This is a genomic window from Martinezella sp. CNPSo 3732, assembly GCF_057784515.1.
Window position 1 is genome coordinate 68,649 of record NZ_JBXSOO010000011.1, and the last position, 13,159, is coordinate 81,807.

General features: G+C 60.2%; 13 protein-coding genes. 7 read left to right on the plus strand and 6 right to left on the minus strand.

Annotation, left to right across the window (positions count from 1 at the left end; translation table 11 throughout):
• Nucleotides 1–22: 22 nt before the first annotated feature.
• The gene (locus AC13RM_RS18585; RefSeq protein WP_374819425.1) at nucleotides 23–466 is read right to left on the minus strand and encodes an SRPBCC family protein; all 444 of its coding nucleotides are present in this window, start codon (nucleotides 464–466) and stop codon (nucleotides 23–25) included.
• A gap of 603 nt (nucleotides 467–1,069) precedes the next feature.
• Here AC13RM_RS18585 and AC13RM_RS18590 point away from each other — a divergent pair.
• From AC13RM_RS18590 to AC13RM_RS18615, 6 genes are all read left to right on the plus strand, one after another.
• Entirely contained in the window at nucleotides 1,070–1,339 is a 270-nt protein-coding gene (locus tag AC13RM_RS18590) for a hypothetical protein (RefSeq protein ID WP_374819423.1), read from the plus strand.
• 108 nt (nucleotides 1,340–1,447) lie between these two features.
• Nucleotides 1,448–2,353: a diaminopimelate epimerase gene (gene dapF, locus AC13RM_RS18595; protein WP_374819421.1), complete on the plus strand. Its 906-nt coding sequence runs from the start codon at nucleotides 1,448–1,450 to the stop codon at nucleotides 2,351–2,353.
• A complete protein-coding gene (gene mtaB, locus AC13RM_RS18600; RefSeq protein ID WP_374819419.1) occupies nucleotides 2,350–3,624 on the plus strand; it encodes a tRNA (N(6)-L-threonylcarbamoyladenosine(37)-C(2))-methylthiotransferase MtaB in 1,275 nt (424 codons plus the stop codon). The genes dapF and mtaB overlap by 4 nt, the downstream gene beginning before the upstream one ends.
• Before the next feature lie 18 nt (nucleotides 3,625–3,642).
• Nucleotides 3,643–5,157, plus strand: a complete 1,515-nt coding sequence (ftsY, locus tag AC13RM_RS18605) for a signal recognition particle-docking protein FtsY (protein ID WP_374819417.1) — start codon at nucleotides 3,643–3,645, stop codon at nucleotides 5,155–5,157.
• Between the two features lie 50 nt (nucleotides 5,158–5,207).
• Nucleotides 5,208–5,885 (plus strand): septation protein A, encoded by a 678-nt coding sequence (locus AC13RM_RS18610; RefSeq protein WP_374819415.1) that lies wholly within the window; start codon nucleotides 5,208–5,210, stop codon nucleotides 5,883–5,885.
• A complete protein-coding gene (locus AC13RM_RS18615) occupies nucleotides 5,882–6,472 on the plus strand; it encodes a DUF2585 domain-containing protein (protein WP_374819413.1) in 591 nt (196 codons plus the stop codon). Before AC13RM_RS18610 ends, AC13RM_RS18615 begins: the two co-directional genes overlap by 4 nt.
• 166 nt (nucleotides 6,473–6,638) lie before the next feature.
• On the opposite strand, the gene AC13RM_RS18620 is transcribed toward AC13RM_RS18615, so the two are convergent.
• From AC13RM_RS18620 to ccmA, 5 genes are all read right to left on the minus strand, one after another.
• Complete coding sequence (locus AC13RM_RS18620; protein ID WP_374819411.1) at nucleotides 6,639–7,250, minus strand: DsbE family thiol:disulfide interchange protein; 612 nt, start codon at nucleotides 7,248–7,250, stop codon at nucleotides 6,639–6,641.
• Nucleotides 7,247–7,426: a heme exporter protein CcmD gene (ccmD, locus tag AC13RM_RS18625; protein ID WP_488555404.1), complete on the minus strand. Its 180-nt coding sequence runs from the start codon at nucleotides 7,424–7,426 to the stop codon at nucleotides 7,247–7,249. The genes AC13RM_RS18620 and ccmD overlap by 4 nt, the downstream gene beginning before the upstream one ends.
• Before the next feature lies 1 nt (nucleotide 7,427).
• On the minus strand, nucleotides 7,428–8,186 hold the full coding sequence (locus AC13RM_RS18630; protein WP_374819407.1) for a heme ABC transporter permease: 759 nt from the start codon (nucleotides 8,184–8,186) through the stop codon (nucleotides 7,428–7,430).
• 180 nt (nucleotides 8,187–8,366) lie between these two features.
• The gene (ccmB, locus tag AC13RM_RS18635) at nucleotides 8,367–9,026 is read right to left on the minus strand and encodes a heme exporter protein CcmB (protein WP_374819405.1); all 660 of its coding nucleotides are present in this window, start codon (nucleotides 9,024–9,026) and stop codon (nucleotides 8,367–8,369) included.
• A gap of 331 nt (nucleotides 9,027–9,357) precedes the next feature.
• Nucleotides 9,358–10,005 carry a heme ABC exporter ATP-binding protein CcmA gene (gene ccmA, locus AC13RM_RS18640; protein ID WP_374819403.1) on the minus strand — a complete coding sequence of 216 codons (648 nt, stop codon included), beginning with the start codon at nucleotides 10,003–10,005 and terminating at the stop codon, nucleotides 9,358–9,360.
• A gap of 263 nt (nucleotides 10,006–10,268) precedes the next feature.
• Here ccmA and acnA point away from each other — a divergent pair, with 263 nt between their 5' ends.
• On the plus strand, nucleotides 10,269–12,959 hold the full coding sequence (gene acnA, locus AC13RM_RS18645) for an aconitate hydratase AcnA (RefSeq protein WP_488555405.1): 2,691 nt from the start codon (nucleotides 10,269–10,271) through the stop codon (nucleotides 12,957–12,959).
• Nucleotides 12,960–13,159 lie beyond the last annotated feature (200 nt).

Below are 13,159 nucleotides of genomic sequence, written 5' to 3' on the forward strand. Positions count from 1 at the left end.
GAATTTTCAGCCTCAACGTGCCTTACTGCTTAATCTCAGGCTCAACCAGTTTCGCCAGATTGATCAGCGATTCCTGCCAGCCGAGATAGCAGGCTTCCGGTGGGATGACATCGGGGATGCCGGCCTGGGTGATGTTGACCTCTGTGCCGACGAGAACCTTCTTCAAGGTCACGGTCACTTCCATTTGGCCGGGCAGGTTGGGGTCGTCGAACCTGTCTGTGTAACGCACCAGTTCGCCGGGAACGAGCTCGATATATTCACCGCCGAAAGCGTGGACTTCACTGGTCGTAAAATTGCGGAACGACATCTTGAACGCGCCGCCGACTTTTCCTTCGAAGTGGTGCACGCTGCAGGCAAAGCCATTCGGCGGCAGCCACTTGGCAAGTGCGTCGGCTTCGATGAATGCGCGATAGACCTTTTCCGGGCTGGTGGCGAGGACGCGGTGCAGGCTTATGGTATTCGGCATGGTCATAATCCCTATGGTTTGACGGAGTGGACGAGCCTAGGACGTGGTAATGTTTGACAATCCGACATGAAGCGCCATTTTTTTTAACATTAAGTCGGCCTACGGCGATGCTCATAGCACAAAGTAATGCAACAGAGCGGCGGCACTCTCAAACTCACGACTCCAATCAGCGGCGAGACGCGGCATAGTAATTGATCGCAGTGCATGCGTCTTGAATTAACAATCGATGGTATACGATATAATTCGTTGATTAGTTGTGATGGTGGTTGCTTGATGGGCGGATCTGGGGATTGGAAAAGCGGGCACATCTTAGCAAGATCGGCTAGGTTTGCTGCGTTGGGCTGGCTGCTTTTTTGCCTACCGATTGTAATCCTCTTTCTAGTTTGCACAGGGCTCGCAGGCTATCGCTTCCTTCCGTCGACTGAATGGATAGCATCAATCGGTTGGTGGGGTGTCGCAGTGGGCGCAGGAACTGCGCTGCTCTTACTTTGTCTAGTGTTGGCTGGCGCCACCAGGCAGCTACAGAACGGAACGTATGAACGAGGGTTGAAGCCGGTTCTGGGTATCCTGTTCTCTCCAGTCCTTGGTTATTTGGGAGGCTATATGACGGCAGTCATGGCTTGGCCTATGATGCTGGCCCTGTTCGTTGGGCACCATGCAGAGCTTCCCTACACGGTAGGTCGCGCCGACAACCATTATGAAAAGCATTGCTATTCGCCTTTGCAGCTTCAGGGGCTCATAATCGGTTTCGACAAAGTGTGCGGTGTGTCAGATGAATTCAGGAAAGGCCTTGCGACCGGTACCCATATCATCGTCGCCGGCCACGGCACTCGTTACGGTCTTTTTGCGACGGAGTTGCGTAGATCGGACTAGCGCTTATCCTGCGCATCGTTCACCATACCACGTTGCGCGCCATCACCCACTGGTAATTCCCCCGCAATTCCGCCATATACAGCTCGAAACACGGACGGATATGGCATCATGAGCAATACGGTCGAATTCGCGAGGATGAACGGGCTTGGCAACAAGATCCTGGTCGTCGACATGCGCGGCCGCAAGGATGTGGTGACGGCAGCCGCGGCGATCGCGCTCAATGCCGATCCGGCCACTCAATTCGACCAGATCATGGCGATCCACGATCCGAAGCTGCAGGGCACCGATGCCTGGATCGACATCCTCAACTGCGACGGCACGAAGGCGCAGGCCTGCGGCAATGGTACGCGCTGCGTCGTGCAGGCGCTGGCGGCCGAAACCGGCGAAAAGGTGTTCACCTTCCAGACTGTCGCCGGCATCCTGAATGCCAGAGAGCATGAGGATGGCACGATCTCGGTCGATATGGGCGCCCCCGTCTTTGCCTGGGACAAGATCCCGCTTGCCGAGGAATTTGCCGATACCAGCCGCATCGAGCTGCAGATCGGGCCGATCGACAATCCCGTCCTGCATTCGCCCTCGGTTGCCTCAATGGGCAATCCGCATGCGATCTTCTGGGTGGACAAGGACCCGATGTCCTTCGATCTCGATCGTTTCGGCCCGCTGCTCGAAAACCATCCGATGTTTCCCGAGCGCGCCAATATCACGCTGGCGCAGGTGCTTTCGCCGACCTCGCTGCGCACCCGCACCTGGGAACGCGGCGCTGGCCTGACGCTTGCCTGCGGTTCGGCCGCCTGCGCGACTGCCGTCAGCGCCGCCCGCACCGGCCGCACTGGCCGCAAGGTGACGATCGACGTCGCCTCGGCGCCTGCACCGGGCAAGCTCACCATCGAATGGCTAGACAGTAACGACCATGTCGTCATGACCGGGCCTGCCGAATGGGAGTGGTCCGGCACCGTCGATCCGGTGACGGGCAGCTTCTCGCGCGATCCGGAGCAGGGGGCTCAAGCGCGGTGAGCGGGGTCGAGGTCATTACCTTCGGCTGTCGTCTCAATACCTATGAATCCGAAGTGATGAGGGCCGAGGCGGAGAAAGCCGGGCTCAACAATGCCATTCTGGTCAATACCTGCGCCGTGACGAGCGAGGCCGTGCGCCAGGCGCGGCAGGCGATCCGCCGCGCGCGCCGCGACAATCCGCATGCCCGCATCATCGTGACAGGCTGCGCGGCGCAGACCGAGAAGCAGACCTTCGCCGAGATGGCCGAAGTGGATGCCGTTCTCGGCAACGAGGAAAAGCTGAAGAGCGCTTCCTACCGTGCGCTTCCCGATTTCGGCGTTTCGGCGGAAGAGAAGCTGCGCGTCAACGATATCATGAGTGTGCGGGCGACCGCCCCGCAGATGATCCGCCATATCGATGGCCATGTGCGGGCCTTCATTCAAGTGCAGAATGGCTGCGACCATCGCTGCACTTTCTGCATCATTCCCTATGGCCGGGGTAATTCTCGCTCGGTACCGATGGGTGCCGTTGTCGATCAGGCGCGCAATCTCGTCGAAAGCGGCTATCGCGAGATCGTGCTGACAGGCGTCGATGCCACGAGCTATGGCGCCGATCTGCCGGGTGCGCCGACGCTTGGCCTGCTTGCTAAAACTCTGCTGAAGCAGATCTCCGAGATTCGCCGGCTGCGACTGTCCTCGATCGACAGCATCGAGGCCGATCAGCATCTGATGGATCTCATCGCCGAAGAGCCGCGCTTCATGCCGCATCTGCATCTCTCGCTGCAGCATGGCGACGATATGATCCTCAAGCGCATGAAGCGGCGGCATTCGCGCGCCGATGCCGTGCGTTTCATCGAGGATGTGCGGCGCCTGCGCCCCGAGACGAGTTTTGGCGCAGACATGATCGCCGGCTTTCCGACTGAGACGGAAGAAATGTTCGCCAATGCCGTCAGTCTGGCGCAAGAGGCCGGCATCGCGCATCTACATGTTTTCCCCTATAGCCCACGCCCGGGCACGCCAGCCGCCCGCATGCCGCAACTCGATCGCCGCTTGATCAAGGAGCGAGCCGCCCGCCTGCGCGAGGCCGGGCAGAGATTGCACCAGGCCCATCTGGACAAGATGGTCGGCACGCGGCAATGGCTGCTTGTGGAGAATGGCGGACTGGCGCATACGGAAAACTTCACGCTTGTCGCCGCCTCCGGCCTTCGCCCGCGCGACCTTGTGCAGGTCGCAATCACCGGCCACAATGGCAAGCACCTCGACATGCAACTTCTGGCCGCCGATGCGGCCTAATGCTTCAACGGACACTTCATGGCGCTCGGTTTCATCAAAAAAGTCTTCACCTTCGGCCGCGAAAAGCCGGCCGAGGAGCAGGCGCCTGTGGAGGATTTGACTGGGGTTGAGGCGCCTGTTGTTGAGCAGAAAGCGCCTGCTGTAGATGTTTCGGCGGCTTCTGAGTTTGCCGAGCCCTCGTCACCCCCCTCTGTCCCTTCGGGACATCTCCCCCACGAGGGGGGAGATCGGTTGGAGGGCGAGGCGTCGGCTGAGCAGGAACAACAGGCCGCGCAGGTTGTAGAGCCAGTTGCTTCCGCCGAGCCCGAGACGAGAACGCAGCCTGAAGAAGTACAGTCGGTCGAGTCGGAGCAATCCACCAATACTGAGGCCGATGTCGTTTTCGAGGAAACCTCCTCTGAACCGATCTCCCCCCTTGTGGGGGAGATGTCCGATAGGACAGAGGGGGGTGAGGAAGCCTCGGCAAGCCCGGAACTTTCGTCGAAAGACTCCGAACCCTCATCCGAAACCAGCGAACCCGCGGTCGAAGCCCCCACCCTGCCCAAAGGTTTCTCCACCGCCGCCTCAACCCCCGAGCCCGTCCCCGAAGCGCCAAAACAGAAACTCTCCTGGTTCCAGCGACTGCGCGCCGGGCTGGCGCGCACCTCGTCGCAGCTGACCGGCCAGATCGCGGCGCTCTTTACCAAGCGCAAACTCGACGATCAGACGCTGCAGGATCTGGAGGATCTTCTGATCCAGGCCGATCTCGGCGTCGAGACGGCGATGCGCGTCACCGATACGCTCGCCTCCGAGCGCTACGGCAAGGATGTGACCGGGGAGGATGTCGGCCGCATCATGGCGCAGGAAATCGCCAAGGTGCTGAGGCCGGTTGCAAAGCCGTTGCAGCTCGACCTCAGCCACAAGCCGCATGTCATCCTCGTCGTCGGCGTCAACGGCACCGGCAAGACGACGACCATCGGCAAGCTGGCGGCGAAGCTCTCCGGTGCAGGGCTGAAGGTCACGCTGGCCGCCGGCGATACGTTCCGCGCCGCTGCCATCGAGCAATTGAAGATCTGGGCCGACCGCACGAAATCGGACTTCATCGGGACGAAGCTCGGCGCGGATGCCGCCGGCCTTGCCTTCGATGCCTTCCAGCAGGCCAAGGCCAACAAAAGCGACGTGCTGATCATCGATACCGCCGGCCGTCTGCAGAACAAGGCGGAGCTGATGGCGGAGCTCGAAAAGATCGTGCGCGTGCTCAGCAAGCTCGATCCGGATGCGCCGCATACCGTGCTGCAGACGCTCGATGCGACCACCGGCCAGAATGCGTTGAACCAGGTGGAAATCTTCCGCAACGTTGCCGGCGTCAACGGGCTGATCATGACGAAGCTCGACGGCACGGCGCGCGGCGGCATCCTTGTCGCCATTTCGGCCAAGCATAAGCTGCCGGTCTATTTCATCGGCGTTGGCGAGGGTGTAGAGGATCTCGAGCCGTTCGAGGCCGAGGATTTTGCCCACGCCATTGCCGGTACGGGGGCTGTAAACAGCCAATGAATGATAAGAACAAATCCGATGACAAACGTGACGACAGGGAAAGTGCGGCAATGACGACCAGCGACAGCGATCTCACCCCAAGTGCTGCCGACAAACACCACCCCATGCTGAAGCTGGTGCTGGAACTCGGGCCATTGCTGGTGTTCTTCTTCGGCAATCTGCGCGGTGAGTGGCTGGCGCAGCATTTTCCACAGCTGGCGTCACTCGGTGGCCCGCTCTTCATTGCCACCGGTCTGTTCATGGCGGCGACGGTGATCTCACTCATCGTCTCGAAGGTCATGCTCGGCCATCTGCCGCTGATGCCCTTCGTTTCCGGCATCGTGGTGCTGATCTTCGGCGCGCTCGGCATCTACCTGCAGAACGAAACCTTCATCAAGATGAAGCCGACCATCGTCAATGCGCTATTCGGTGTCGTGCTGCTCGGCGGGCTTGCTTTCGGCAAGTCGCTGCTCGGCTATGTCTTCAACGCCGCCTTTCAGCTGGATGCCGAGGGCTGGCGTAAGCTGACGCTACGCTGGGGTATCTTCTTCTTCGTTCTCGCCGTGCTCAACGAAGTCGTCTGGCGCGGCTCGAACTGGCTTTATCTTCCGGACACAAAGGCCGCAGATAATCTCTGGGTGAACTTCAAGGTCTGGGGAACGATGCCGATCACCATCCTCTTCACCCTCTCGCAAATGCCGCTGATCATGAAGCACACGGTCGAGCCTCCGGTGGAAAACGGCAAATGAGCGAAGCCATCGACGCCCAAAGCCGCTACCGGCAACAGAGCTTTTGGTTCATCGCCTGCGCCGTCGTTTTGCTCGTGCAGATCGTGGCGGAATATATGATGGGCCGCGTGCCGATCTGCACCTGCGGCTACGTGAAGCTCTTTGAGCCGGTGGTGAAATCCAGCGGCAACTCGCAGCACATTGCCGACTGGTACACCCCGTCGCACATCATCCATGGCTTTCTCTTCTTCGGACTCACACATCTGATCATGCGCGGCAAGCCGCTGTCGATGCGGCTCTTCGTTGCCATGCTGATCGAATCCGGCTGGGAAATTCTTGAAAATTCCCCGATCATCATCAACCGCTACCGCGCCGCGACGATCTCGCTCGACTATGTCGGCGACAGTATTCTCAACTCGTCGATGGACGCGGTGTTTATGGTGGTCGGCTTCCTGTTCGCCTGGCGCGCGCCGGTCTTGGTGACGGTCGCCATCGCCATTTTCTTCGAGCTGCTCACGGGCTATTTGATCCGCGATAATCTCACGCTCAACGTGCTGATGCTGGTCTGGCCGGTCGAGGCGGTGAAGACGTGGCAGGGCGGGATTTAATCTTTTCACCCTCGCCCCATCGGGGAGAGGGTGGCGCGATAGCGCCGGGTGAGGGGGCGTTACCGGGAGAATCGGCTCCAGTTTTGCCGCTTCAGGTCCTCGTCGCTTCGCTTCTCGGTCCCCCTCATCCGCCCTTCGGGCACCTTCTCCCCAAGGGGAGAAGGAGTTAAAGAGCAGGCTTCCCCTGCGCCTTCGCTATCGCCGGATAGAGCCCTTCCTTCAGGCTGGTCAGCGTGAACGGGCCAACCTGTTTGTAGAGGATCGTGCCGTCCGGGGAGACGAGGTAGGATTCCGGAATGCCGTAGACGCCCCAGTCGATGGCGGCGGTGCCGTTGGGGTCGATGCCGATGGCGTTGTAGGGATTGCCGAGTTCGCCGAGGAAGCGCAGCGCGTTTTCGCTCGTGTCCTTATAATTGATGGCCACGATGTTGAGCTGACCGCTCTTGGCAAGCTCCTTCAGCACTGGATGCTCGTCTCGGCAGGGGATGCACCAGGAGGCGAAGACGTTGACGAGTGTCAGCTTGCCCCTGATCGCGTCATCGGTCAGTGCCGGCAGGTTGGAGCCGTCGAGCGGCGCCAGCGCTAATCTCGGTGCCTTGGTGCCGATCAGGGCCGAGGGAATGGCCGATATATCGGTGCCGCGCACTTCCTGGTCATACATGACCTTGCCGACGGCGAATGCGATACAGGCAAAGACGATCAGCGGAATGAGCGCCAGCAGATAGCGTGCGGTGCCGCTGGATTTCGGCTGATCCTTATTGTCGGTATCCGCAGTCATTTCGTCTCGCTTTCGGGCGCGGGCGCGCGCTGCGAGCGGCGGCGGATGCCGGAGGCTTCCAATGCGGCGAGTTCGCGACGGCGCAGGCGTCCATCGTTCCAGATCCAGGCGATGATGGCGAGGATCATGAAGGCGGCAAAGCCATAGGAGCCGAAGACATAGAAGGGATGCGTCATTCTAGTCCTCCCGGCTTGCCATGCGCGCGGCCATACGGCGCTGTGCAGCGATGCGGCGGCGCCAGATCTCGTTGCGGATCGCCATCAGGTGCAGCGTGAAGAACAGCAGCGTGAAGGCGAGCGCCATGGTGAAGAGCGGCCAGAGGAATTCCGCATCGATGGCTGGGCCATCCATGCGCATGATGCTTTCCGACTGATGCAGCGTGTTCCACCAGTCGACAGAGAACTTGATGATCGGAATATTGATGAAGCCGACCAGTGTCAGGATGGATGCAACGCGAGCGGCCTTGGACGGATCGTCCATGGCGCGGTTCAGCGCGATCAGGCCGAGATACATCAGGAACAGGATGAAGACCGAGGTCAGGCGCGCATCCCAGACCCAATAGGTGCCCCACATCGGCTTGCCCCAGAGCGAGCCGGTGACCAGCGCGATCAGCGTAAAGGCGGCGCCAAGCGGGGCCGCCGTCTTGCCGGCGACATCGGCGAGCGGATGGCGCCAGACCAGCGTGCCGATCGCCGACATGCTCATGATCGTGTAGCACATCATCGACAGCCAGGCGGCCGGAACGTGAATATACATGATGCGGACGGTGTCGCCTTGCTGGTAGTCCCCCTCAGTGGAGAAGGACAGGTAGAGACCGATCGCGAAAAGTATGGCTGTAATCGTCGCCAGCCAGGGAATGAGACGCGCCGAAAAGGCCAGGAACCGCGTGGGGTTGGCAAGGTCGGAAAATCGGCTGATCGCAGTGATATCGCTCATGCGGCTTGTTTAACCCGATATGGCTTTTCCGGCAATCGATCGCATTGTCTCTGATCGACGAAACAGCATCTCCGTCAGAGCCCTTCCGCTTTTCTTCGAAACGCAAAAACGCTCTACCCTTTTGTTATTACGCAATTTCGGACGGAAAACCGCTTTGCACTTTTCCTGGAATGCCTCTGATCAATCAGTCGTGTTCCGCAAGGCAAGGGCGGCGGCGGTCGGGCCGATGACGGCGAAGAATAAAGTAAGCGCGATCAGGATCAGAAACGGAGGTAGGAAGGGTTGCGGCCCCTCGACGGCGGCATAAGTCGCACTGACACCGAAGATCAGAACGGGAATGGTGAGCGGCAGCACCAGAATGGAGACCAGCAACCCGCCGCGCGGCAGCGCCACGGCAACGGCGGCACCGACCGCGCCGATGAAGGTGATCGCCGGCGAACCGACGAGTAGGGTCAGCGCTGTCGCGGCGATCGCCGTCTCGTTCATATTCATAAAGAGGCCAAGGAGTGGCGAGGCAATGACGAGAGGCAGGCCGGTCGCGACCCAATGCGCGGCGCATTTGATGAAAACCGTCAGCACCAGCGGCGTTTCCTGCATGACGAGCAGATCGAGCGAGCCGTCATCGCGCTCGGCCTGGAACAGCCGGTCGAGGCCGAGGAGGCTCGCCAGCAGCGCGCCGATCCAGACGATGGCCGGGCCAATGCGCGAGAGGAGCTTCAGGTCAGGCCCGACGCCGAAGGGAATGACGGCAACGACGGTGAGGAAGAAAAGGATGCCGATCAGTGCTCCGCCGCCGGCGCGCACCGAAAGTCTGAGGTCGCGGAGGAGGAGGGCGGTCATGCGTGATGACTTTCAAATCGTATGAGGAGGTTGCCTTTCGCCTGGCTCAGGGCGCGAGAAGCAGCAGCTTCTCGCCACCCCCCTCTGCCCCTTTGGGGCATCTCCCCCACAAGGGGGGAGATCGGTAGCCTGCCGCTCACTCGACGCCAAACAATGTCTTTCTGCACTCGCAGATCCTGTCGAAGTTGCTTTGGGCAAGCAGCTGCCGTCGACAATCTCCCCCCTTTTGGGGGAGATGTCACGATAGTGACAGAGGGGGGTAACTCATCGCGCAGCGATGAGCTCTTCAGCAGAGACAGAGGGTGGCATCGCAGGCTCGGCAAACTCGACATCATCCCCACACTCCCTCACTTACCCCGGCAAACCCCGTCATCCGCATCTCCTGCACATTCTCCAACCCCAATGGCTGGTGCGTTGCCGCAAGAACGATGCCGCCCGTCTTCTGATGAGCCGTGATCAGATCGGCGAAGAGCCTGTCGGCGGAGCTGTCGAGCGCCGCTGTCGGTTCGTCCAGAATCCAGATAGGGCGGTAGGCGACCAGAAGTTTGGCGAAAGCGATTCGCCGCTGCTGGCCGGCGGAGAGATAGCCGAAGGGGAGGTGCGCGATGCCGGTAAGGCCGACGGCGTCAGCGGCTTCATCGACATCCAGACCGGAGCCGCCCGGCATATCGCCGAGGAAGGTTTTCCAGAAGATCAGATTTTCTGCGACTGTCAGCTCCGATTTCATGGCATTGCGGTGGCCGAGATAGTGGCTGGCCTCGCCCGCCGGCCGGCCCGATTCGCCGTCCTTTCCGGTGAATGTGACACGACCCTTTTCCGGCCTCAGAAGGCCTGCCACAACACGCAAAAGCGTCGATTTTCCCGACCCGTTGCGGCCGGTCAGAACGAGGGCATCTCCACCGGCCAAGTTGAAGGAAACATTCAAGAAAATCAGGTCTTCGCCCCGCTTTGCCGCCAGATTTTCAGCGCTTAGATGCATTCGCTCAGGCTTTCCCCGTTTTCGTTGCTGCAACGCGCAAAAAATTGTCCAAAATTGCGCTTTGTCACTCTGGCAAGTCTTTACGAAATTATCTATAAGACCTGCAACCACGCCAGCGGTCGGCGTGAATTTCATCCTTGCGCCGAACTTAAGGTATTTTGCCTTACGTGCGGACAGCGGAAATGGCCGTACCCGCATCCTGATGTGCATAAAGTGCATAGGCGTTCGCACGACTGTGTTGGCTATCAGAAACGGGGTATCTCGTGTCTAAATCTCTTGACAGTTTCAATTGTCGTTCCACGCTGACCGTGGGCGGGAAAGACTATGTCTATTTCAGCCTGCCCAAGGCTGAGGCGAATGGTCTTTCCGGCGTTTCCAAGCTGCCTTATTCCATGAAGGTGCTTCTGGAAAACCTGCTGCGTTTTGAAGACGGGCAGTCGGTCACGAAGGAACATATCCTTGCCGTCGCCGAATGGCTGACCAACAAGGGCACCGTCGAGAACGAAATCGCCTATCGCCCGGCGCGCGTGCTGATGCAGGACTTCACCGGCGTTCCGGCCGTTGTCGACCTTGCTGCCATGCGCGACGCGATGGTTTCGCTCGGTGGCGATCCGGAAAAGATCAACCCGCTCGTTCCCGTCGACCTCGTCATCGACCACTCCGTCATTGTCGACGAATTCGGTACGCCGCAGGCTTTCGCCAAGAACGTCGAACTGGAATACCAGCGCAACGGCGAGCGCTACCGCTTCCTGAAGTGGGGCCAGCAGGCATTCAAGAACTTCCGCGTCGTTCCTCCCGGCACCGGCATCTGTCACCAGGTGAACCTCGAATATCTCGGCCAGACCGTCTGGACGAAGGAAGAGGACGGCGAAACGATCGCTTATCCCGACACCTGCGTCGGCACCGATTCGCACACGACCATGATCAACGGCCTTGGCGTTCTCGGCTGGGGTGTCGGCGGTATCGAAGCTGAAGCTGCCATGCTCGGCCAGCCGGTCTCCATGCTGCTGCCTGAAGTCATTGGCTTCAAGCTGACCGGCAAGCTCAAGGAAGGCGTTACCGCGACCGACTTGGTGCTGACCGTCGTGCAGATGCTGCGCAAGAAGGGCGTGGTTTCCAAGTTCGTCGAATTCTTCGGCCCCGGTCTCGACAATATGCCGCTCGCCGACCGTGCCACCATCGGCAACATGGGTCCGGAATACGGCGCGACTTGCGGCTTCTTCCCGGTCGACAAGGAAACGCTGCACTACCTCAACATGTCCGGTCGCACGAAGGACCGTATCGCGCTCGTCGAAGCCTATTCCAAGGCTCAGGGCATGTGGCGCGACAATGACGGTTCCGACCTCGTCTTCACCGACACGCTGGAACTCGACCTTAACGACGTCGTGCCGTCGATGGCCGGCCCGAAGCGTCCGGAAGGCCGTATCGCGCTGGAAAACATCGCTTCCGGCTTCGCCACCTCGCTGGAAACCGAATACAAGAAGCCCGGCCAGCTTTCCAACCGCTATGCGGTCGAAGGCACGGATTTCGATATCGGCCATGGCGACGTCGCGATCGCTGCCATCACCTCCTGCACCAACACCTCCAACCCATCGGTGCTGATCGCTGCCGGCCTTCTCGCCCGCAACGCCGTTGCCAAGGGCCTGAAGACCAAGCCTTGGGTCAAGACCTCGCTCGCACCGGGATCTCAGGTCGTCGGCGAATACCTCGCCAAGTCCGGCCTGCAGGCCGATCTCGACAGGCTCGGCTTCAACCTGGTCGGCTTCGGCTGCACCACCTGCATCGGCAATTCCGGCCCGCTGCCGGCGCCGATCTCCAAGACGATCAACGACAAGGGCCTGATCGTATCGGGCGTTCTCTCCGGCAACCGCAACTTCGAAGGCCGTATCTCGCCTGACGTCCAGGCAAACTATCTCGCTTCGCCGCCGCTCGTCGTCGCCTACGCGCTCGCAGGCTCGGTGCAGCTCGACCTGACGAAGGAGCCGATCGGCGAAGACCAGAATGGCAAGCCTGTCTATCTGAAGGACATCTGGCCGACCTCGCACGAGGTTCAGGAGTTCATCCAGAAGTACGTCACCCGCGAGCTCTACGAGAGCAAGTATGCCGACGTCTTCAAGGGCGACGCCAACTGGCAGGCCGTGCAGGTTCCTCCGGGCCAGACCTACGCCTGGGACGACAATTCGACCTATGTGCAGAACCCGCCTTACTTCGTGGGCATGGGCAAGAAGGGCGCCGGCGTTTCCGACATCAAGGGCGCTCGCGTTCTCGGCCTCTTCGGCGACAAGATCACCACCGACCACATTTCGCCGGCCGGTTCGATCAAGGCTGCCTCGCCGGCCGGTTCCTACCTCATCGGCCATGGCGTCGGCGTTGCCGACTTCAACCAGTACGGCACGCGCCGCGGCAATCATGAAGTCATGATGCGCGGCACCTTTGCCAACATCCGCATCCGCAACCACATGCTCGGCCCGAACGGCAAGGAAGGTGGCTACACCATCCATTATCCGTCCAAGGAAGAGACATCGATCTACGATGCGGCCATGCAGTACAAGGCCGAGGGCGTTCCGCTCGTCATCTTCGCAGGTGTCGAATACGGCAACGGCTCGTCGCGCGACTGGGCGGCCAAGGGCACGAACCTGCTCGGCGTACGCGCCGTGATCGCCCAGTCCTTCGAGCGCATCCACCGCTCGAACCTCGTCGGCATGGGCGTCATCCCCTTCGTCTTCGAGGAAGGCACCACCTGGGCAAGCCTCGGCCTGAAGGGCGACGAACTGGTCACGATCGAAGGCCTGGAGCACATCAAGCCGCGCGAACGCAAGATCGCCAAGATCACCTATGGCGACGGCTCGGTGAAGGACGTTCCGATCATCTGCCGTATCGATACGCTGGATGAGGTCGTCTACGTCAACAATGGCGGCATCCTGCAGACGGTTCTGCGCGATCTCGCTGCCTGATAGGCATTCAACGCAGTTATTGGAGGCCGCCGGAAAACTCTTCCGGCGGCCTCTTGTTTTTCACGGTGATGTGTATGGCGAGCCTTCCGGTTCACCTCGGCCTCACCCCATCGTGACTTTGCGTCATCGCGCTAAACTATTATCTCTTGTTTCAGATTTTTCGGGCTTGATGTGGTCTGGTCGCCCCAAAAAGCGAGTTT

What these genes read in the sequence shown, in the direction of transcription:
- AC13RM_RS18615 (WP_374819413.1), top strand. Translation starts at nt 5,882, where the DNA reads ATGAGCGAAGCCATCGACGCCCAAAGCCGCTACCGGCAACAGAGCTTT.
- ftsY (WP_374819417.1), top strand. Translation starts at nt 3,643, where the DNA reads ATGGCGCTCGGTTTCATCAAAAAAGTCTTCACCTTCGGCCGCGAAAAG.
- AC13RM_RS18630 (WP_374819407.1), bottom strand. Translation starts at nt 8,186, where the DNA reads ATGAGCGATATCACTGCGATCAGCCGATTTTCCGACCTTGCCAACCCC.
- AC13RM_RS18620 (WP_374819411.1), bottom strand. Translation starts at nt 7,250, where the DNA reads ATGACTGCGGATACCGACAATAAGGATCAGCCGAAATCCAGCGGCACC.
- dapF (WP_374819421.1), top strand. Translation starts at nt 1,448, where the DNA reads ATGAGCAATACGGTCGAATTCGCGAGGATGAACGGGCTTGGCAACAAG.
- ccmA (WP_374819403.1), bottom strand. Translation starts at nt 10,005, where the DNA reads ATGCATCTAAGCGCTGAAAATCTGGCGGCAAAGCGGGGCGAAGACCTG.
- AC13RM_RS18590 (WP_374819423.1), top strand. Translation starts at nt 1,070, where the DNA reads ATGACGGCAGTCATGGCTTGGCCTATGATGCTGGCCCTGTTCGTTGGG.
- AC13RM_RS18610 (WP_374819415.1), top strand. Translation starts at nt 5,208, where the DNA reads ATGACGACCAGCGACAGCGATCTCACCCCAAGTGCTGCCGACAAACAC.
- ccmD (WP_488555404.1), bottom strand. Translation starts at nt 7,426, where the DNA reads ATGACGCATCCCTTCTATGTCTTCGGCTCCTATGGCTTTGCCGCCTTC.
- AC13RM_RS18585 (WP_374819425.1), bottom strand. Translation starts at nt 466, where the DNA reads ATGCCGAATACCATAAGCCTGCACCGCGTCCTCGCCACCAGCCCGGAA.
- ccmB (WP_374819405.1), bottom strand. Translation starts at nt 9,026, where the DNA reads ATGACCGCCCTCCTCCTCCGCGACCTCAGACTTTCGGTGCGCGCCGGC.